Here is a 21405-nt window from a genome sequence, read left to right as displayed (position 1 = left end):
TCTTCTTTATTGGGAATTTTTGAGCTAATGAGAATTTTGTGACTGGATGACGTAAAAGATGTAAGAAGGTAAGAAAAAAACTGGAGAATTGGGAGATGTTGGATAGATATTGGGAGATGTTGAATGTAGTTGGTGAGAATTGGGAAAATGGATGTTTTGTCGAGGTTTTATCTCAGATGCACGAATTGAGTCAAATTAAGAAGCTAGTGTCAAAACTGTAATATTTATTGATAAATGTGTCAATAATCAGGGTTTGGGCGGTTCATCTTGAGAGTAATTATTAATTAGATAGACAAAAAAAGGGTCAAAAACAGGGAAAAATTATTTTTTTGGATTTTGTTTTTTTAATGTTGAGTCTTGGTTCTCGTTCAAGCCGAATGCTCAACGTTCAATTTGTTTGCGATCAACTACGATAGCAATGCGCGTTCGCGCACCTTGTGGTCAACCTAATCCAAGATAAAATCAGGAACGAAAAAAAGTTCATTGATGATGAGCCAGGGGTAAGCTATGGAAGCCAAAAGCGAGGTAACAATAAAATTTAGCGGTGAATTACCAACAGCTACACCAGCCGCGAATAAGAAAGTGGAAATCGAGTTGACTGACCAGAATGGTATAGTTTTCACCGCTCAAGTTAATGCAAAAAGTTGGCGCAAGGCTGAAACTAGCGCCTCAGAATTTGCAGACTGGGCTGGGGCTGTATCGGGCAAGCTTGGTGTGCGAACAGAAAACGGGTTTGAAATTATTGACGCAGGAATCCAACTTTTTGAAAAGAAGGCGAAGGAGGTAAAACCAGATGCAGGGGCGGCTTTTGCTGAAGCTGGCGCTTCTTCATAGATGTGTGTCTTGCGCTCGCAAGTAAATTTCTACCTCTGCCATGAGCTATTGGCAGAGGTAAAAGCACTTTTAATCGCCTATTCCACCTTTGACTAACAACGTGGAATGCCCGTCAGCATCAATCAAAAGTTAAGAAACGCTTGTGATCTCAAAACCGTAGATGGCTGGCCACAAGCGTTTTTGGTAGGTAATGCTGGGTGACACTTTTGCGCGACAATGGCTCAAAGAGAGCGATCATTAGTTAATTTAGCGAAAAGTATCTTTTATTTGCTAATTTGACTGAACTTTTTTTAGATATTTTCTTTTTGACATAGCTCCAAACCCCCCAGCCAAAATAGAACCAAGGGCAGTTAAAGGTTCGGGGACTGGTTGAGGATTAGCATTTGTCAGAGAAGCATTTGTTAACGACAATACCGATGAAGCAGAAGTATCATCTACATCGATAACACCAATACCAACGTTGTAGATGCCAGATGTTGCGAATGTGTAGCTAAAAGGAGAACTTCCGGTTAGAGGGATAACTGAGTTGCTAATGGTTACAAAAGCGCGATCGCTGAATAAAGTATCGTAGGTTAAAAAGGAATAATCAAAACTGATAACATCCCCAGCCAGAACATTTAAAGCTTGTTTGATACCAGAACCTTCGGTAGCATCAAGACCAAGGTCTCCTGAGTTAAGACCTAAAAAAGTTTCTAGGGAGTTAATATCAGTTGGGTCATTGCTGGAGACATTGTAGTTAGAAGTATCATCACTGCCATCTGAGAAGGCATTTGTTAGGGTCGCTTGACTTGAAACTGCAAAAACATCACCTGATTTGTCCCAACTGCTCAAATCAAGGCTGGCAGCAAAAGAAGGGGAGGCAATGGTGAAACTGCTCAAGCCCAAGAAGCTAAAAACCATTGCCTTTTTCATTCTTCGTTTGATAAAAGTTGCATCCAACATATAAAACTCCTACAAATTTCTGAAAACGCTTTGTTAGTAGATATCTCAGTAGATACTAATTTGGAAGACTCAACTAAGTACTGGCTTGACCCTTGCCCTCCCATTTTTTCGTGGAAGGGCTAAAGTCAAGCGCTAAAACACAAAGTTGCTAGGGTTATTAAAAGTGCCAGTACCTGCCAAATTTACTGTGATAAAAGGTCTGAAGATGTCGTTGCCTGTGGGGCCATCAGCATCAATTTGGACGCTGAAATTGCTGGCACTAGTACCCTGAACAACTTTCACATAGCCATCCGCTATGGCGTTTGCGCCGTTGTAGCCTCCTGTAACTAGGCTGTCAAGCAGTTGAGTGAAGACAATATTATCTTTGCCAACCTCAAAGTCAGTAATCGTGTCCCCGCGATCGCGGATGTTAGTATAGACAAATTGATCATTACCGCCACCGCCTGTAATTGTATCTGCACCTTGTAAGCCGATGATGCGGTCATTGCTGGAAGTGCCAGTAATAACATCACGTCCTGAAGTGCCCGTGATTTCATTCAAGCTGCTGGTCTGGTTGACGGTGACAGCTACTGCGGCTGTATTCGTGCCGCCGTTGCCATCGCTGACTGTGTAATTGAAACTTGCTGCTCCACTGAAATCAAAAGCAGGGGTAAAGACAATATTTCCCTGTTCTGTGTTAAGTACAACGCTGCCGTTAGTGGCATCGCTAACCGCAGTAATGCTCAAAGAGTTACCGTCAATATCGCTGTCATTGGCTAGTAATGTCAGCACTGAGATTGTCACTGGGATATTCTGGTCGGTGGTAGCGATGTCATTGGTAGCAACAGGTGCATCGTTGACTGGAGTAATTTCTAGGGTGACACTTTGGGAAGTTGTTCCACTTTGACCATCGCTAACGGTATAGTTAAAAATACCGCCAGCACCATTGGCATTAGCAACGGGAACAAATACTAAGTTAGTTAACTGCTGGGAAGTTAGGGTATCGCCAGCTTGAATAATACCATTGCTTAAGCGGATTTCACCTTTAGTTGCATCAGGAATCCTCTCTACTGTAATGGTTAAAGGGTCGCCATTGGCATCTGTTGGAACTGAGATGTTAAGGGATGTGGGAGCAGCATCTTCTAAAATAGTTAAGGTTTTGTTTGCCTCAGCTATAGGAGCTTCATTAACAACATCTAAGATAACTGAAGTGAAATCATCCTCATTGGGATTGTTGTTATTAGGAGTAGAATCAGGATCTCCCTCATCAACAGCAATCACTTCAGCACTATTGGTGATAGATTGTCCTGAGTTAATGTTTGCAGTAATTCTGAGGCTGACATTTTCATTAGGTGGCATATTCCCGACAGTCCATATCCCTGTGTTGCTGTCGTAGCTTCCTAAATCTGCCAATGCAGAAACGTAAGTTAACTCTCCAGGCAAGATATCTCGCACTTTTATAACAGTAGCTGTGCCAGGGCCTTGATTTGTCAGAGTCAAGGTGAAGGTCACTTGATCGCCTATGCGGGGATTAGCATTATTAACTGTTTGAGTTAATTCGAGATCTGCATTATCAGGCGTTATTGAGTTGACAGTTTTTGTACTAACCAGAGAATTGTTAGATGAGTTGTAGTCATATCCACTGGTGGTGACGTTAGTTGTATTTAAAATGTCGCCTGAAGCGATAGGATTAACAGTGAAATTGATTGTTGCGCTTTCACCACTTTTTAGAGATCCTATATTAGCCGTAGCAATATTATTGCTTACAGAAACTGGATTTATACTGGGAATTTGGATGAGACCTAAACCAACGAAAGTTCCTGGATTGGCTGAACTTAAGCCTGTATCAAAAGATTGGGCAATTGTATCGTTAGGTTCACTTAAAGTAACTTGATTACTAAAATTACCACTGCCGATGCTAACATTAAGTGTGTAACTGCCCGAAGTATAACCATATCCAGTAGGCGAACCCGTAAAGGGATCGTAGTAGAAATCATAGTAGCTGCTCACCCCAACATAATAGGTTTGAGCAGAACTAGCAGTGAAGTCTATATAAGAATCTGTTGAAAAGCTTTCACCAGGAGCCGGATTGTTATCACTTACAGCGACTTGATTTCCAGAAGAGTCAAATAGTCGTAAAACTGAGTCTAATCCCGAGCCGAATTCCTTGGCATCAATATCAATCGTGACCTGTTCGCCTGCATTCAGTTGAAACTTGAGTAAATCTAGATAGTTTAAAGCCTGCGGTGGGATTGTGGTAGTTGCTGAGACAAATTTTACCCCAGGTAGAGTTTCAGTGAGGACTACATCTGTTGCCGTATTAGGACCATTGTTGGTGACAGTCAGAGTATAGGTGTACTGGTCGCCTAGATTGACTGCTCCTGTATCATCAGTTCTCGTTACTGACAAGTCACTGCCAACCGCATTAGTAGGCGTAAGAGATAAATTGTAGTTAGTGTCACCTTCATACTGATCTACCCGAACATAGTAAGTCCCTGCTGCTAAAGCAATAATATCGATAACTTCAGCATCAGATCCTTTCAATTCAGAGGTGCTAATGATTTCATTAGAGTCAATTCTTCCATCATTGTTGCTATCTTGAGCAAGTTTTAGGTCAGCATCCGCAGCTAGACCATTGAGTTCTATTCTTAACCCACTGACATTAGCAAGACTAAAACGATAAAAATCTTCAGGATCGACATTGCCGACAAAATCACTAAAATTGGATGCGCTATTGAGAGAGCCAATATTTAAAGCTGTGCTTGGCGTACTTCCTGCTTGATCTGGCGGGATGATTGCTGGTGTTGCTGATAGGTTGAGGTTGTAGTCTGTATTACCACTGTTGCGAGAGAGCCAGACATAATAACTTCCCCCCGCTAACCCATTGATATTAAGGGCTTCTGATTCGTTACTCTCAGCGTCGGAGACAGCAATTATTTCATCGAAGTCAATGACTCCATCATTGTTAATATCTTGCCCCAGAGTGGCAACTAAATCTCCTTGATCTAATCCACTAACTTCTAGACTAAAATCGCTCAGTGCAGCCAAGCTAAAGCGATAGTAGTCATCTGGATCGACTTCACCTATAAAGTCAGTTCGGGTTAAACTGCTACTGAGGATTCCTAAATCCTGAGCATTACTGGGAGTATTACCTGCATTGTCTGGGGGAACTGGCAAGGGGGGAACTGATAAGCTTAAATTGTAATTGGTATCTCCACTTTTTTGAAAGACGCGGACGTAATAAACATTTTGACTCAGATCTGTTAGATTTATCGTTTCGTCGCTATTGCCAATCTCTTCAGAACTAGCAACTACTTCATAATCTTGCCGAATGTTATCTCCATTAAAATCCTGAATTAGCTCTACATCGACATCAGCACTCAGTCCGTTAAGGAGTAGGCTGAAATCTCGCATAGTGAAGAAATAAACTTCATCTTCTTCTATTGGGTTTCCTAATGTGAAACGGTAATAAATATCTGGATTTAAACTACTAGTAGACCCCGCCAGATTTACATTGCCTTCAAGCTGACCTAGTTCAATGGGATTGCTGAGATCGCTAGAGACTAAAACAGCAGCAAGGGGGGAGATTGAAGGGCTGGTATTACGAGAAAGAGAAGACTCTAGTGAAAATGCCTCAAGATTTGGACTTTGTAAGTTAAATCTATTAGCACTAGCTCCTAATACGGGTGTTGTTATCTCAAAATGTACATGACCATTATGACCTGCAAAATATCCTACATTTCCACTCCAAGTTCGAGGATCGTTATACAAAACTCGTCCCACTAAGCCCGTATTCTGAAAACTTTGAATGAGAGTTTGTATATCATTTAAGTTATATCCAATCGCCGTATTATCTTGAATAAAGCCACTAATGCCATTCAATATTTGCTCATTGTTAAAAGCCTGATTTCCCCTAACTGCATTTACTAAATTTCCAGGATTTCCAGGATTTCCAGGAGTAGGAGGGACAGGAAGAATAGGAGCGGCAGCTTGATAGGTTCCATTGGGATTTCTCACAATAATTTGGTTATTGGGAGCGGCTACGTACCAGACATTATTAATTCTCCTCTCAAGGAAAAAGTTTGCACCAGCATGGTATGCTTCCTGTGGAATTGTATCAATATCAACGCCTCTACCCCCATCATGACTTTTACTTGGGTCTCCCTCACCATTCCGCCCCGTCACTCCAGTTGAATTGATATTTATGCCTAACGCATTGGTTGCACCTTGAATCGCAGATGCAGAATTATTAGTTCCAAATCTCCTTTGTGTGATTACAAATGTGAAATTTTGAATACCATTTAAATTCGTCCATTGAGGAACATTGCTTGAATTGATGTCTGACTCTTTCAGCGTCGAAGGGTAATTTGTAACCCGACCTCTTCCTCCTTGAGCATAAAGACCTAGAGGACGCTGACTGGTAGCAATGTTAAACAACTGGATTGCCCAAGACAAATCATTGTCATTCCCATCCACTACTAAATTATTTCCCGATTGTTGTGGGAATGCTAAATAACTTAGTCTTTGCTCTTGACGATAAATATCTAATCTTTGAGTTCCAACTGTTACTCGATTATCACCAGAAGTAGAAAAACTATCAGTGATATTAAATTTTACAGGTATCTCAATATTTCCATTGGTAATAGTTAAGGTACTTTCGCCAATTCCTGTATCACTTCTTGCCTGACCCAATTGACGAGGAGTTCCATTTACTGTAGGAACAAAATAAAATTCACCCTTTTTAAGCTTGGTCTGCCAATCATCAATTTCTGCAATTATACCTTTATTATTACTATTACTTTGTATTCCAAATCCATTAGGATCTAACCCTGCATCTTGAAGTGAAATTCCACGTTTCTCAAATTCTTTACTTAAGTCAACTTTAATTACATCACCCAAGAAACCATCAATAGTTATCTCAAGTGGAAGCGTTTCTACATTAAAATTCCAGGCAGTACCCTCAAGTGGAGCCGTTACTTTTACGACTAATTCATCAGAATTCTTTTTAAGAACTATACGTTCTTCATTACTTTTACCACCACTTTGTAGTCCAACATCACCTGCAATTCGCTTTCCATCATAAAGAATTTGAAATTCATCAGGAATAGAATAGTTTTCCCAACTATATCTAACTAGTGTAAGTGGTGTTGATTCTAGGGGAATTGTTTTAGTGGTTCCACCTTGACCACCATCTCCTGAAATTACTGCCTGCTCAATTTCAACAAGTTGGCCGTCTATCGTAACAGTGGCAGTATCATCCGTAGTCTTTAACTGCTGTATTTGTTCTTCGCTTAAAACCTGCCCTTTCACTAAAGCTGAAAAAATAGCTCCTTCATCTCCTGGTGCATCACTACTATTCAACACAGCATCCACGCTATGACCGTATTCTTCTAGTAGAACTGATGCGATCGCTTCTGGGTTCGCTTTATTGACGCTCAGAAATTGCTCAGACAAATAAATCCGGTTAGTCGCACCAGCATAAGCTCCCCTCGCCCCATTAATCTCTGTCCCTGAGACAATATCAATTTGGGGAAAGTTGCTCACATCACCAGCTAGCCAAGCTGTCTGCAAAGGTTCTGTTACTATACCTTCTCCAAACGCCAGTGCTATATTCTGACTAAATCCCGTGTCACTGGCAAAGACTCGCAACCGCTCTTGCACTAGAAGGAAGACTTGTTCTAGAGTCCCGATCAGTTCTGGGTTGAGAGTTAAAGTTGATTCTACAAGTACACCGTTGTTGAGAATGCGAGTTTTACTCATGTCTATAAGTCTTTTTGTGATTAACGCGTGAGGATAGTCGAGGAAAATTGCCGAGGAGGCTATGGCTAATGCTTCTACTGCCTTCGGATACTGAGGTTGTTTTTTAAATCACCTACCATTTTCAAGAAGACAGGTTTTGCTCTCCGACTGATCAAGAATTTTTCTTCAAGCACCCTTCGGAAAGTTTTCAGTTCACCTTGCCATTTCTAAATTAATTACTGTAAGCGGTGTAAGCCTTGACTCTAGTAATTGCTAACTTCAAGTATTTTTACTTAAAATTTAAATACCATACTTTTGGTAGATGTAAGTAAATTTTCTAACATTGTTCATCAAATATTTATAATTATCAGTAAATTTACGACTAAAGTTTTAAACATTACAGAAAGAATAATAAAATACCTTCAAAAACTGATGGAGTAAAAAGTATTGGAATTCAGCTTCCGAAAAATCTAGTTAATGAAATCATATAGTGTATATTATCTAACATCGTAAACAGGCGATCGCTTTTCTCTTCAGTGACTTTTGCCAATCGCCTTACTTCGCTATTCATCCATCTGGGTACCCAGATGTTTGACTTCTTCTAAGGCCTTTACTACGCCAACTTCATCAGCTAGTCGGATAAATGCACTGGCTAATTCTTCTAACAAGTCGCTCCTATCCACATATTCCCCCTCGTCTGCCAAGTCCATCAGCACTCGATTGATCTGCCTGCTCAATTTTTTCGGAATGCGAAAAGTGGTTTGGGTATAGTCGGGATTCTCACGCTTGGCTAATTTATCTTTATCCTTTAACTGTTTAGATGACCGGGTTACTGGCTGTTGAGGTTGTTGGGTGGTTGAATTTTCAGGGAACTGGGTTTTTAGCTGTTCAGATAGCTGATTTTCTGGGTATCCAGGTAGTTGGGTTGCTAACTTGTCAGATGCTTGACTTTTTACCTGTTCAGATAACTGGCTTGAGGATTTTTCGGTTGGTTGAGTATCTAGCTGTTCAGATAGCTGGCTTTCTGGGTATCCAGGTAGTTGGGTTGCTAACTTGTCAGATGTTTGACTTTTCACCTGTTCAGATAACTGGCTTAATGATTCTTCGATTAGTTGAGTATCTAGCTGTTCAGATGGCTGATTTTCTGGGTATCCAGGTAGTTGGGTATTTTCTTGTGCTGCCCCTAAGACCTCACTAAATCGGCTCACCCTTTTATTGCTTGAATCACTTCGTTTTTTATTTCCGTCCAATCCCGCCATGCTACTTTGCCCCCTCGAACCTTATAAACAGGAACTCCATTAGTCACCGCATCCTTATAAGCTTTGTAAAATCGAATCCCACGACTCAAAACAGGATAACCTTGTGTTTTGAGAGCTTCCATCGCCTCCTCACCATCCCTTTGAGGCGGCGGTGGAATCATTGTAAGTAGGACTTTCCAGTTTGTATCTGGTGGCAAGGATTTAGCCATGAGTGCCATTGCGTCCATGCCCAAGAGGTCTGGTGGAGTCGGAACGATGAGTAGATCGCAACCCCTTGCTAGATCCTCCACTTCCGCATCATTAGGCCGTGCGGGAGTGTCAAAAATGATGAATTCAAATTTCTGCGTTCGCATTAACTTGGCAGCTTCCTTTTCGCCGCAAACCTGAAATGGTAGCCCACCAGGTCTTGCCCAGGTAGTTGCCGATCGATTTTGGTCTGCGTCGATCACTAGAGTTGCCCCATCATCACAAAACAGTGAGGCGAGGCAGATAGCTGAAGTTGTTTTTGACACTCCGCCCTTAAATGAGCTAAGAGAGATGATTGGCATAATCTCCCCTTATAAAAGATGGAAAAATCATATCGCACTTACACACATAAAATGTGGATGTATGAATGTTTGGGTATCCAGGTATTTATACAGCCGGAAATCAGAATTTGCAACTCAAGTATAGTGTTGATGCATTGTGAAGCTTATTTTTCGTAAATGACAACCTAGCTTATGGGGCCTCTCCATTTGAAGGCGTTTCCTCTTCCTCTTCGACCAAATCCACGCCACACCTCGTAGCCGCCTCCGCTAACCTTTGATCAATCGTTGCTAAAGGTAATCCCAACCGCAACGCTAATTCTAAATAAGCTGCGTCATAAGCGGCTAAACCTTCCTGTCTCCCCAGCGTCAAGGTTGCACCCAAAGCATTTGCATCAGTAGCCGTATCAACCTGAATCAATAGCGACTGTAACAAAGCAATAGCTTCTGATGATTGTTTCTGAGTCATACGATTACGCCGTTCAGCCACCAGTAGGACATTAGCAATCTCCAGTGACCAAATTCCCGGTACAAATGCTTCAGCATCCGGCATCATTGCTAGTATCGCATTTGCAGTAGGGTTATTTTCATCCACCAAACACCAGCTAATTGCTACAGAACAATCCAAAACAAACTGCATTAAAATCTTCGCCCCTCTTCAATCATGGAGCGGATTGACGTTTTATCTAACGCCACTTCTCGCCGCAGTTGTTCCATTCTGGCAATTGCATTACTTATCGATTTTTTCGTTGTGGGCTTTCCCCAAGCGTTATATTGTGCTTGGGCTTCTGAAGATGTTGCAACTTCTGCATCAGCTAACGGCTGTATAACCACCACTACCTCAACATTTGTATCTTTTAAATCAGTGGGTGTCTGGATTTGCAATATACCATCTGTCCCAATATGCGATCGCAACTTCATTGTTTCCATGTCGGCATTCCAGAACTCATACTTAATAAATTTGGGAAGTACCTTAATTATGCTGCTACTCTCCTCACAATAAATAGAAGCAGAATATTGCTGCCTGAGTACCCAGCTAATTTGGCTGTATGAATATTTGGGTATCCAGGTATTCAAATTATCTAGATACTAGACACGCTTCCATTGCCTACTCATCCATTGCATAACTTGACATATTTCATCGATATGAGTGGACTCAGAAGCTACAAGGAAAGTTGTAGAATTAGAAAAACCTTGTTTTCTTAGCTGAAGCAAAACCTCAGTTAATTCAACCACAGTCAAGAATTAATGGTTGCTAAAAGTTCTTGTTTTCTTTTTTCTAATTCCGAGATTTTTCGGTTCAAACTTCGGATTTCTGTATTGATTTTTGATAATTCAGCTTTGCACTTTTGAGTTTTTAAATAATCCGACCCATATTTTTCAATGACAAAATTTTCTACCTCATTCCTTAAGAGTTTAAAACAGGGATTTCCATATAAAGTATTGTGCCGATATTGCAATTTTCCTGATTTGATAGCCTCAATAATTTCTGCTAGCTCAAGGTTAAATTCTTTTTGGGCTGTTTTATCGCTCAGAGTAGCTCCCTTTTGCCCCCAAGGGGAATTGTCTTCTTCATGATTCATATAGGACTTAGTTTAAAGAACATTGAACGAGATGCTCCCATGACAACAGGTACTAAATGTATTAAAACATCTATGTAGCGCAAGGGTATCCTAGCATTCCGTTTAAGAGATAAATCCACGCGAACAGTATGTATCAGCCTTGTCCCTTTGTTGCTAAATTGAGCGTATGTCTGCTCAACCTCAAGGAGCAAAACCATGCCATTTGACATCAATCAACTCAATAATCTCGACTACGACTCAGCTGAACCCCTTCTTGCCGACTACATAGATGGTGTAGTCGAGCAGTTCGCCAAGTCTCCTGAAGGAGAAGCTTATGCCCAAGAACACCCTGAGTTCGGTGGATGGATTGCCACTTTCACAGAAATGTCCTACATCTACGAAGGATTCACCCTGCCCAAGATGACTAAGGCAGACGCACAAATCGTTATGGAACATATTCTTCCGCGCAAGCTCACGCTGATGCACAGATCAGAAGCAGAGGATGCCATCTCAGAACTAGTCGCCTTTTGGAACTTCTTGAAGCGGGAGTATAACTTTCGTAGTGCCGGGGCGATCGCAACCTATCTTGCCAAAATCGAAGGCAAGTTCACAGACTGGATGTTTGATCCAGCGAAAGGGGGTATGGCAAAAAGTTTTATTACGAGTGGGATGCAAGCCGGGTTTGACATGACGAGCGAAGAAGGGATAGCAGCCTTTCAAAAAGCTTATAACCAGCAAATCCTAAGAGAAGAACCAAACAACTTGTGATTTGAACGATATTTTTGCCAAACAGTCACGAAGTGCTTCAAAACTTATTAGGACAAGATATACTTCATACTTTAGTTGTGAGTTGTAAGAATGATAATCGTAGAGTTGGGGGGAGACAGGGTTGAGCAAAGCTCAACCCTGTCTCATTAATAAAGAGAATGGGAAGAAGCTGCCGTCGGCAGCTTCTTCCCCCACCCGTATGATTATCATTCTTATGTCGCTGACTGTGATTCATGCCCAACACTGTCTCGCAAGGGGAGTGCGTTGTCCAACCCGTGTGCCTGACTTTTTCTCGCGGCTCTTATCTGTTTGCTGTTGCGTGTCCTGGGTTATCGTCTTATGGTCAGCTCTGGAATTACTAAGTGGCGTTTCAGTAATTTCAAGTGTTTGAGTAGATGTAGTTTTCTTGCGAGTCTGCTTCTTTTTTGGGGCTGACTCTACGGGGATCTCATTTGCTGTTGTGGTCGTGAATTCTTGTGGTGCAGGTACGTCTGGCTTTTTCCGAGTCCGCTTAAATTGTCTAGTAAGCGTTTACTTTCCAAATCACGCAATCTTTGCAACAACAAGGCTTCATGTTCTTGGACATTGGCAATGAAGTCAGCTAAATGTTTGGCATTCAAATTCGTCGCCGTGGCGCTACGTTTGTTCAATTGCCTAATTTCTTGTGCCGCTAACAACACTTCTTTTTCAGTGCGTCCAACAAAAGTACTGTAATACTGAGAGATACATCTCACCCAGCGCCCATCAACATAGGCGTAAGCAACTCCCATATCAAAAGGGTCGTAGCGTACTGGTACTAATGTTTTTTCTACATTGGGATTGCGGAAAGCATCACTCCAATAGTAGAGATAATTGACTTTAATCCCATATCCCGGCTGAACTTTCGCCTGACCTTTGGGGGTGGAAGGACGTGTTGCCATGAGGAACTCTTCGTTATAGGCAATTCTTCGGTGTAAGCGTTCTCCTGCAATTGACAACCCTGTAATCTGACAAAAACATTAAGTTCTGGGTAAAAACGGGATTCAATTCGGTATCAGTACGAACGCAGTATTTTAGAGAATTATTCGGGAGAAGTTTTCTCTTTTTAGTTATGACAACTCTAGGCTTTATTATGATTCACAATTAGGACACGCAGCCATAATTTTATGCAAAGTTTTATTTGATGTTTAGGCTATAACCCTTGAAATGTCGTTAATTTTTGGTCAGGGTATGATTCACAATTTGGTCATCCAGGGGGTAAAAGCACACAACTCTTTTCTTCAGCAATTAGGCAGTCTGTTCACCGGCTCAGAAAGAGAAGCACAGTTTCCTGTGTCTAGCTCCAAATCCTCTAAAGAAAAACCGAAGACCAACACAAAAGGATTTGATTCACAGAATTTAGGCAAAAAATCTAAGGGCAAGAAAAGGTAATTAATCTGAAGTTAACACCATACTTTCAACCTCATCTTTAGGTCTTTTTTAAATCAATTCTGATATTGAATCACTCATCTGCTTTTGCAAACGCTGACGGTTATCATCATATTTCAACACCGTCTGCACCTGGGCGTGTCTGCTAAATCGCTGGGTAGCACGGTAGTTGCCATTATTGAGATCCAAAACTGTAGTAATCGCACTGTGGCGAACACGATGGGGTGACATCTTCTTAGTAATTCCGGCCTGCTTGCATAGCCCATCTACCAGTCGCCTGATTGCCTCCCCGGTTAATCTTGCTCCATTCTTGTAATAGGCCAGCACGGTGAAAAGCAGTTCATTGCTACGTTTTTTTTACTTGCTTTGATCCAACTGGCGATCGCTTTGGGGGCGGAGTCCTTAGTATTCTTGTACTACCAAAAATGATATCAATTTCGATATCAAAACATGAAATTACAGAGTCTACATAACCAAGCGACACCCAACTACTTCAGCAATAGGTGACTGATTGTTGATCAAAGTGTAAACAGTAAAGCAAGAACATTGTATGCAATGATGAACGTTATTGGAAAGTTGTATTATCAATAACGTAGTAGTGAGCATTTATGCCTAATGAGGCGGGGCAGAGGGGGAGCTCTTGGGCAGGGGAGCAGGGGGGAAAGAGTGAAGAAGGTAAGAGATAGCAAATGGAAAAAAATGCAATTACTTTTCATCAAGACTTGAAAGTGTATCAAATGGCTTTTGATGCAGCGGGAGAAGATATTTGAGGTGTCTAAAAAGTTTCCAGTAGAGGAACGTTATTCGCTCACAGACCAAATTCGTCGTTGCTCTCGTTCTGTATGTGCGAATTTAGCAGAAGCATGGAGGAAACGTAGATACGTAGCAGCATTTGTGGCGCTCATTAAATGATTGTGAAGCGTCAGCTGCTGAAACCCAGACGTGGATTGAATTTGCTGTCAAGTGTAACTACTTGGATATTGATACAGGTCGAGAAATTTACAGTAACTATAATAAGATTCTAGGTAGTTTAGTAAACATGATTAACAATCCTAACCCTTGGCTGATAAAGAAAACAGTCGGACATCCGGGCAGAAAAACAGACTCTTAGTGTCTTTCATCTCCCCTGCTCCCCTGCCCCCCTGCTCCCCTGCTTATTCTTATTGAACGCGAGTCAGCACTTATGTCAAATCCAAATTCAGGAGAAATAGTCTTTGCTTCGTTGGAAGCGTGTTTAGATGCCCCGATCGCCAGATATTTTGACGCACAACTAGACAAAGACCCAGATGTGTTGGCGCAGCTGTTGGCAGATAAGCGCAACCCCAATACTCGACGGGCTTATGAAAAGGATTTGAGGGATTTCTTTCTGAAGATGACTCTTGTGCCGCCGACTGGTGATAGTGTGCTGGAGTTTTTGCACTTGCAGCGAGAGCAGGCGGTGATGGTGGTGTTGAAATATAAGGCGATGTTGATTAAATCTGGGTTGCGGGAGGCAACCATCAATCGGCGGTTGGCGGCGATTAAGTCGTTGGCCAAAATGGGGCGGAAGTTGGGGGTGTGTAACTATTCCCTGGAGGATGTGTCGGGGGAGAAGGTCAAGGCTTATCGGGATACGCGGGGTGTTGATAGCAAAGCGATATCTGTTGTGATTCAGCAGTTTGATAGAGAAACTTTGATTGGTAAACGCAACTATGCAATTTTTCTGGTGCTGTGGGGTTTAGCGTTGCGTCGCCAGGAGGTATGCCATCTTAATGTGGGCGATTTTGATTTTTATGGTCGCAAGTTGAGGGTTTTAGGTAAGGGTAAGGGAACGAATGAAGAATATTTGGATATGTCAAAAGATGTGGCGGCGGCGATAGCGGATTGGTTAATTGCCAGGGGGGATTTGAATCCCAATTTACCAATTTTTACGGCGTTAGATTTTCATAACTCTGGGCATAGATTGACTACGGATGCTATCTATAAAATCGTGTCGGCAGCTTTTAAAAAGGCGGGGGTGAAGAAACCGATGTCACCACACAGGGTCAGGCATTCGGCGATTACGGCGGCGCTCGATGCCACTGATGGCAATATCAGAAAGGTGCAGAAGTTAAGCCGTCATGCTGACCCCAGAACGCTGATGATTTATGACGATAACAGGAATAAAGATTTGTGGGAGATGTCGGAGTTGTTGACGGGTATGTTGAACAATGGGAATGATTAATGGTAATTCATTAAAAATAAATCATTAAAAGTAAATTCAATTCTTTTGCTGATTTAGAGTAGATAGCGCTTAGTCACAGCTTCGCTAGTTCTAGGACTTTAAGTACTAAAGTACGTTTCGCTTTCTATTAATTTCATCAATTGTTGGCTTAGTGTAACTAATTGACTCTCGATTGTATAAATCATCGTATGGTTCAGATTCTAACTGCTGTGTCAAATTATTAGTAAGAGAATCGAATTCTTGGATTACCCAAGCTTTTGCTTTTTGGATCAGTAAGTAAAGATTACTATAATTTTCCTGACATAGTGTTTCCGCAGTTGCACAAACACAAATGATCTTTTCGATTTTGTAAGGGTGAACTTTCTGATTTAAGATAGCACCAGGAATGCATTGTGCATAGGAATTTTCATCATGAACTAAATGCTTATTCCGAAGTGTTTTGAAGTATGTAAAGACCTCTTGAGCTTGATCATCGCCCTTATATATCTTGCTTGAGTTTAGCTGGAATCGGGCATTATCGCCAAAGCATTTTATGTAGTAGATGATAGCGGAGCGCCACAGCGATTGTCTCATAACTAATGGCTCATTAGGAGCGGTGTTAATTGCTTCTAGACAATCTGCTGCAAATTCAAGATCAGTTCTGTGTAAACCCAGGTCTGCAAGTCGCCTAGCCTGTGGTTCTTTAAGGTTAACTAGCTTTTCGGCATGAGGAAACCCATCAATATGTAATCCAGTTGGGTTGTTAGATATGGATAAGTGTTCCATAAAAATACTTTTAATCTTTTTTCGTCACGTTTTTTCTCAAGCCCATTTTTTATTTATTGTGCATTCAACAAACTTTCAAGTTCATCAGCTTCACTTTCTGGCTTGAGATACAAAGTACAAATTCTTTCTATTTCTTCAGGTGATATACCCTGCTTGTTGCACCAAGCTCTGATGCAAGCATCGCTCAATTCTTCTACCAAACCATAATCAACTACAGGGATTTCAGTATCTTCATTACACGCAATCAAATTGAGAAGTTTGATAATATCCGGTTCGCGTACTTGTTTATTTTTAGGTGTGTATACAAGGGTATGATATTTTTGATTGTGATTAAGTAAAACGTAAATTGATGGTTCAGAATCATGAGTTAGTTTTGCACTGACAATATCATTAAGAATAGTCTTAGCATAATCACGATGCATTTGTAGTTTTGCTGTATGTTGATAGAAGGGAGAAATATCCAAATCTGCTAAAATATCTAAGTCTAATTGACCTGATTTTATTGTTACCTGAGACGCAAGCTCAGGCATATTAATTTCTTGGGAATTGGCAATTGTTAAAACGGGCAAGTCCGTCAGCTTTCTAGACTCTCCATGACGCAACATGAGATTTTCCCAACGTTGTCTAATCCTGATTAAATCATACTTCAGGTCTGTCTCTTGTGTCAGGTTAGGAACAAAGGTATATACTTTAACTGTTCGTGGAGAATGCCAAAAACGCAATATACGTCCAGCTCGTTGAACAGGGCCAATAGGAGTCCAATCAATATCATAATTGATAACAGCAGATGCATCTTGCATATTAACCCCAACTCCATGAGCATCTGTTGAAATAAATACATCATAGCTATCTTCAGAAAGAATTTCAGCATTATTAGAAATAGGTGCAAACTTTTTGATAAGTTTTTCAATTTCATTGGTTTCTTTCATCTGATATTTATCTTCATTCTCACTCTGCTCGATAGTTGCAACTACTTTTAATGCGGGGAACATTTGTTCTAATGCCTGTGCTAAGTAAACAACAGTGGCACGGCGTTCACAAAATATAATTGCTTTTTCTGAATTCTGCCTAAGTTCTTGAATAATTATGTAAAGTGCTTCAAGTTTCAAGTCTCTTTTAAAATCCAAATTAGTCAATGTTTCGATTAAAGGATTCAAAAAAGATTGTCTTTCCTGTTGAGCCGACACAAACTGTGATTTACCGAGTTTGTACTCGTTCTTTCCTCCAGGAGTATCAACAACCCTTTCAAGAACTCCACGAAGAGCCAATGGCGAACTTGCCCAGGCTATTTTCACCAATCTCCTGATACATTCTCTAAACATTGGATTACGTGAATCTAAATCAAAATATCCTTTTTTAATTGCTTCTACCAGTTCCTTGTCTAGTAATAGCGGAAAATTGACACTGTATAGGACAATTTTGGGAATATATCTCTTCTCTGTACCAAAAATAATATAATTATCTTGATTCTCTAATTGACTGTAATATTTAGCTACGTGAGGTGTAGTTAGTTGAGAAGCTACGGGTAGATGAATAAAATCTTCGGTTTGATCAATATGCCATGCACGGGCGTTATCGTCGTAATCTTCATCCAGCAAAGTATGAAGTTCGGCAGTATGTGGTAATAAATATAACTGATTATTTAAATTGCTTTCATCTCTAGCATAAGGTGAACCAGTCAATAATAAAACCTTAGTATTGCTGCTCTTTTTCAAAAATTTTTTTAACCGCAGAAAAGCTCGACGCTCTGCTGGGTTTTTCTTCATATTAAATAAATCTTGTTTAAAACGGTTCCTAAAGTAATGACTTTCATCAAAAATAATTAACCATCGTTGCTCATGAAGATTTTTTTGAATTTCTTCAAACAATTCCAAACTACCATCTTGATCTGAATTACTTTTATCTAAAGCCTGACAAACAAAATACTCGCAAGGTAAACCAGCATCACGCATTTCGCGTGTCCAATTACTGCGGACTGCCTTTGGGCCAATAACCATGACATTATCAATTAGGTCATCGTTGCGGAGGTGTAAGGCTACGTGAACTGCTACGACGGTTTTGCCTAGTCCGGTGGAAGCTACCAGCATTGACCCGCCTGATTCTTTTATCTGCCGCAGTGTTTGGGCAATCATGTCCACCTGATATGAGACAGGTTGTTTCTTATAATTACTTTTGATTGGTTGTATGTCTTCCAGGGCTAACATAGTTTTTAAGTACACATCCCACGGTCGCACAAAGTTCAGCCATCGCTGCAAGACTTCTAATAGTTCTTGGGTAATGTCTTTCGCTTCAGCAAAATATGCATCAAACTCGTTTGCTAATGCTACAACTTCGCGGCGTTTAGTGATTATATTGCCTGCCTCGACTTGCTCCATCAAACCACGTTGGGTAAGATTTGATGAAGCCATAATTACTACTTTGTGGTCAACAATATATAGCTTGGCATGATGTTCTGTAGCTCTAGCATCAACAAGGTGTAATCTGCCTTGTTGCATTTTTTCTATTAAATCTAGTACCGTCTGTCGCCGATCCTTATCTAAACCTGTTCGTAGGTCACGTAGGATATCATCAATTAATGCTTGCCGCGCTCGTTCCTCTCCAGGGTCATCAAGACCGACTAATATATAAACGCGCTTGCCTTTTGTGTATCGTCGAACTAGCCCCCAACCTCTAATTGTGAAAAATCCAGAAGCAATCCTAATCTCTTTTTTAGCTGTCTGGAAGTAATGGCTTATATACTCCAAAGCCTTTCTTCTCTCAAACCAGCTTTCTCGTGAAGTATTTATTTCACCATTTTCGTCATTTTCTATTTCTTCATTCATGAGTTGGGATTGCTTGTGGTAGATTCAGTTTCGAGGTCAATGTACCATTTTATAAATTTTCAACTTTAATAATTCCCGTACTATTACTAGAAAACATGGAATTTAAAATCAAAAATAACCCCACAGAACTGGTGGGGATAATGGTCAGCTAAGGAGGTATATCTCAGTAGTACAATAGTACTGTGAAGCGATTATGCGGTCAAGTGTGCCACGGCTTTTAAAAAGGCGGGGGTGAAGAAACCGATGTCACCGCACAGGGTCAGGCATTTGGCGATTACGGTGGCGCTTGATGCAACTGATGGGAATATCAGAAAGGTGCAGAAGTTGAGCCTGAATGCTGACCTGCGAACGCTGATGATTTATGACGATAATCGCAATAAAGACCTGTGGGAGATGTCGGAGTTGTTGACTCTTATGTTGAAGAATGCGGACGAATAAAAATTGGAATATCATCCGTTTAAATTGTCCGTCGTTATTAAGAAAATACGGGTAATCAAGTCAAAAAACCTCCGAGGTGGTACTGTTATTTTCAGAATCTACTTGAAATTAGTGAAGACTCAAGTTGCAAAATGTCTAAAAAATACAAAACACCTTGGGACTCAAAAGTATACTTTGACGGGGGAAGTAGGGGCAATCCCGGCGTGGCAGCGGGAGCAGCAGTTATAAACTATCAAGAAGAAACTTACATTGCTGAGAAATTCCTACCCCATGCCACAGTTAATGAGGCAGAGTACGCTGGCTGCATCGTGGGACTGGAGAAAGCATTAGAACTAGGCTGTGAATATGTCAGAGTTTATGGTGATAGTAAGTTAGTAGTTGAACAAGTAACAGGGTTTTGGTCGGTAAAAACTCCGCATTTGATACCCCTGTATGAGCAAGTTATATTACTAAAGCGCCAGTTTAAAAAGTGCCATTTGGAATGGATACCACGGGAGCAGAACCAGGAAGCTGACTATCTTGTTAACCAGTGCCTTGACGATAACACTGGCATTACATTCGTTAGGGAAGTTGCACTAGAACTTCCGGTCTGCGAACCCATACCTAGCTTGGCTAAAGAAATTCAAGAAATTATCTATCTGGGCGATAGAGCTAGGTTTGCTCATTTTAGGAGTCTCAAATCAGGACAAGATAAATTCTCTCGAATTAAACTAGCAGCACTTAGGGAAGCGGTTACTAATGAGGTTCTAGAGCTAGTGACTCAATCGGTAACAGAAGGAGAAGAATGGGTTGCCAGAACTTTGCGCTGGTATCTTCGTGGATTGCCCATTGATATGGCGATTTACAAAACAAAAGTTGATTTAGAAATATCGTCTAAGGTTTCTACATAAAAAATTTTAGTTCAAATACCGCAAGGGTTTAGGGTTTATCCGCTAAATCTTTAGGGTAATCCCATTTGCTCGACTATTGGCATAAATCTACTTGCCTTGTACCTCGCATAGGCATCAGCCAAAGCCTCTACTGGAGTTTTCCACTCGCCTCTACTAAACGTAGGTTTCGGTTCTGTTACCTTAGACGCTATTGGGGGTGAAACTGAAGCTCGATACGTACTAAGACCCTCTTTAGTGTACCTGCTTATATTCCAATCTAGACCATGCTCTTCAATCATTAAAATCAATTGGTCTAATTTTTTAGGTGATAGTTTCTTTTTCATTGTGAAATAGCCATTACCTCACTAATCAAATAGCATACATTATTGCTTCAATGAAGTATGAATTAGAGTCATAGTTATACAATTTTTACTAAAAGTCTAGCGTCAAACAACCTACTCATTTCACAAGAAAGAATCAAGCTTTTAGTGCTACCATAATTGCAATTTCTATTAATGCAACAGACAGGTGATTCGCTATGAGAATCAACGCTGAACAAATTGCTTATGATATCCGTGACTTGAATCGCAGTCCAGAGCAACGGCTTTTGGCTAATTTGTACTTGCTCGACCTGGATGAATATGAAGTTGAACCCTTAGCTGTTCATTGGGAGGCACTTTGCGCTTTGGGTATTGCTTTTCAAGCTGACCGGGTGCAAGTGACCATCAATGTCTATTCCCAGAATTTAGAAGCCGCTATTTTGTACGTACTCGACCTTAATTCCCGGATTCCTTTTAATTCACCAGAACACGCCACAAATACCTTTGTTAGAGCTTTGCGTGAGGGCTGGTAGTCAGTAATTCATTCTTATTACAGACAGTTTACCCCGCTACGAACCCTATTCCTCCCTCAACAGACAAGGCACAACCAAATCAAATGTTACTACGTATTTTTAGAATCAGGGAATGCCAAGAAAATCGCAGCAACGTTATCCCCAAAATTGGTCAGATATCGCCCTTGAAGTCAAACAAGGAGTGGACTGGCGATGTTCTAAATGTCAGTTGCAGTGCATTCGCCCAGGCGATGATACATCAAGGCTTACCCGTTCTCAAAGAATGGCATTAACATTAACAGTTCATCATAGAAATTTTGCGCCAGAAGATAATTGTCGAGAAAATTTATGTGCCTTATGCACAGCTTGCCACCTCAGTTTTCATACGCGCCGCAGGGGAAATGTATCGCCAGGTCAACTGTCTTTGTTTTGAGGTTATGTTGCAAAAATTTGGAGACATGA

Annotated in this window: 19 protein-coding genes and 1 pseudogene; 7 read left to right on the top strand and 13 right to left on the bottom strand. The window is 40.9% G+C overall.

Annotation, left to right across the window (positions count from 1 at the left end):
• Window positions 1-507 precede the first annotated feature (507 nt).
• Entirely contained in the window at window positions 508-834 is a 327-nt protein-coding gene (locus FCR06_RS27790; protein ID WP_138505535.1) for a hypothetical protein, read from the top strand.
• A 270-nt stretch (window positions 835-1104) separates the two neighbouring features.
• Here the strand turns inward: FCR06_RS27790 and FCR06_RS27785 are convergent, their stop codons facing one another.
• The 7 genes from FCR06_RS27785 to FCR06_RS27755 all read right to left on the bottom strand — a co-directional run bounded on the left by FCR06_RS27785 (window position 1105) and on the right by FCR06_RS27755 (window position 10860).
• Window positions 1105-1776: a PEP-CTERM sorting domain-containing protein gene (locus FCR06_RS27785; protein WP_138505533.1), complete on the bottom strand. Its 672-nt coding sequence runs from the start codon at window positions 1774-1776 to the stop codon at window positions 1105-1107.
• A 132-nt stretch (window positions 1777-1908) separates the two neighbouring features.
• The gene (locus FCR06_RS27780) at window positions 1909-7515 is read right to left on the bottom strand and encodes an Ig-like domain-containing protein (RefSeq protein ID WP_138505531.1); all 5607 of its coding nucleotides are present in this window, start codon (window positions 7513-7515) and stop codon (window positions 1909-1911) included.
• Window positions 7516-8057: 542 nt separating this feature from the next.
• Complete coding sequence (locus FCR06_RS27775) at window positions 8058-8702, bottom strand: hypothetical protein (RefSeq protein ID WP_138505529.1); 645 nt, start codon at window positions 8700-8702, stop codon at window positions 8058-8060.
• On the bottom strand, window positions 8699-9301 hold the full coding sequence (locus FCR06_RS27770) for a ParA family protein (protein ID WP_138505527.1): 603 nt from the start codon (window positions 9299-9301) through the stop codon (window positions 8699-8701). Before FCR06_RS27770 ends, FCR06_RS27775 begins: the two co-directional genes overlap by 4 nt.
• A gap of 169 nt (window positions 9302-9470) precedes the next feature.
• Window positions 9471-9917, bottom strand: coding sequence for a type II toxin-antitoxin system VapC family toxin (locus FCR06_RS27765; RefSeq protein WP_138505525.1), 447 nt, complete (start codon window positions 9915-9917; stop codon window positions 9471-9473).
• Complete coding sequence (locus tag FCR06_RS27760) at window positions 9917-10207, bottom strand: hypothetical protein (protein WP_138505523.1); 291 nt, start codon at window positions 10205-10207, stop codon at window positions 9917-9919. Before FCR06_RS27760 ends, FCR06_RS27765 begins: the two co-directional genes overlap by 1 nt.
• Before the next feature lie 308 nt (window positions 10208-10515).
• Complete coding sequence (locus FCR06_RS27755) at window positions 10516-10860, bottom strand: hypothetical protein (protein ID WP_138505521.1); 345 nt, start codon at window positions 10858-10860, stop codon at window positions 10516-10518.
• A gap of 195 nt (window positions 10861-11055) precedes the next feature.
• On the opposite strand from FCR06_RS27755, the gene FCR06_RS27750 reads away from it, so the two are divergent.
• Window positions 11056-11607, top strand: a complete 552-nt coding sequence (locus FCR06_RS27750) for a hypothetical protein (RefSeq protein WP_138505519.1) — start codon at window positions 11056-11058, stop codon at window positions 11605-11607.
• Window positions 11608-12044: 437 nt separating this feature from the next.
• On the opposite strand, the gene FCR06_RS27745 is transcribed toward FCR06_RS27750, so the two are convergent.
• Window positions 12045-12527, bottom strand: a complete 483-nt coding sequence (locus FCR06_RS27745; protein ID WP_223280329.1) for a Mu transposase C-terminal domain-containing protein — start codon at window positions 12525-12527, stop codon at window positions 12045-12047.
• A gap of 538 nt (window positions 12528-13065) precedes the next feature.
• The gene (locus tag FCR06_RS27740) at window positions 13066-13341 is read right to left on the bottom strand and encodes a tyrosine-type recombinase/integrase (RefSeq protein WP_223280328.1); all 276 of its coding nucleotides are present in this window, start codon (window positions 13339-13341) and stop codon (window positions 13066-13068) included.
• Window positions 13342-13703: 362 nt separating this feature from the next.
• Between FCR06_RS27740 and FCR06_RS27735 the strand changes: the two are divergent.
• A pseudogene (locus tag FCR06_RS27735) lies at window positions 13704-14125 on the top strand (four helix bundle protein).
• A 72-nt stretch (window positions 14126-14197) separates the two neighbouring features.
• Window positions 14198-15217: a tyrosine-type recombinase/integrase gene (locus FCR06_RS27730; protein ID WP_138505517.1), complete on the top strand. Its 1020-nt coding sequence runs from the start codon at window positions 14198-14200 to the stop codon at window positions 15215-15217.
• A 105-nt stretch (window positions 15218-15322) separates the two neighbouring features.
• Here the strand turns inward: FCR06_RS27730 and FCR06_RS27725 are convergent, their stop codons facing one another.
• The 3 genes from FCR06_RS27725 to FCR06_RS34660 all read right to left on the bottom strand — a co-directional run bounded on the left by FCR06_RS27725 (window position 15323) and on the right by FCR06_RS34660 (window position 19257).
• The gene (locus FCR06_RS27725; RefSeq protein ID WP_138505515.1) at window positions 15323-15982 is read right to left on the bottom strand and encodes a hypothetical protein; all 660 of its coding nucleotides are present in this window, start codon (window positions 15980-15982) and stop codon (window positions 15323-15325) included.
• A 53-nt stretch (window positions 15983-16035) separates the two neighbouring features.
• Window positions 16036-18804 (bottom strand): helicase-related protein, encoded by a 2769-nt coding sequence (locus tag FCR06_RS27720; protein WP_138505513.1) that lies wholly within the window; start codon window positions 18802-18804, stop codon window positions 16036-16038.
• Window positions 18805-19050: 246 nt separating this feature from the next.
• Entirely contained in the window at window positions 19051-19257 is a 207-nt protein-coding gene (locus FCR06_RS34660; protein WP_189523604.1) for a hypothetical protein, read from the bottom strand.
• A gap of 116 nt (window positions 19258-19373) precedes the next feature.
• Here FCR06_RS34660 and FCR06_RS27710 point away from each other — a divergent pair, with 116 nt between their 5' ends.
• Window positions 19374-20132 carry a ribonuclease HI family protein gene (locus FCR06_RS27710; RefSeq protein ID WP_138505511.1) on the top strand — a complete coding sequence of 253 codons (759 nt, stop codon included), beginning with the start codon at window positions 19374-19376 and terminating at the stop codon, window positions 20130-20132.
• Between the two features lie 50 nt (window positions 20133-20182).
• Here FCR06_RS27710 and FCR06_RS27705 read toward each other — a convergent pair whose 3' ends face one another.
• Entirely contained in the window at window positions 20183-20455 is a 273-nt protein-coding gene (locus tag FCR06_RS27705; RefSeq protein WP_138505509.1) for a hypothetical protein, read from the bottom strand.
• Between the two features lie 194 nt (window positions 20456-20649).
• Between FCR06_RS27705 and FCR06_RS27700 the strand changes: the two genes are divergently transcribed.
• A complete protein-coding gene (locus tag FCR06_RS27700; RefSeq protein WP_138505507.1) occupies window positions 20650-20964 on the top strand; it encodes a hypothetical protein in 315 nt (104 codons plus the stop codon).
• 112 nt (window positions 20965-21076) lie between these two features.
• Entirely contained in the window at window positions 21077-21376 is a 300-nt protein-coding gene (locus tag FCR06_RS27695; RefSeq protein WP_138505505.1) for an HNH endonuclease, read from the top strand.
• The last annotated feature ends 29 nt before the right edge of the window (window positions 21377-21405 follow it).

The sequence above is a fragment of the Nostoc sp. PA-18-2419 genome (genome assembly GCF_005869855.1).
In the GTDB taxonomy this organism is placed as follows: Bacteria; Cyanobacteriota; Cyanobacteriia; order Cyanobacteriales; family Nostocaceae; genus Nostoc.
Note: the sequence above shows the minus strand (reverse complement) of the source record. Positions and strands in the feature narration are given on the sequence as shown.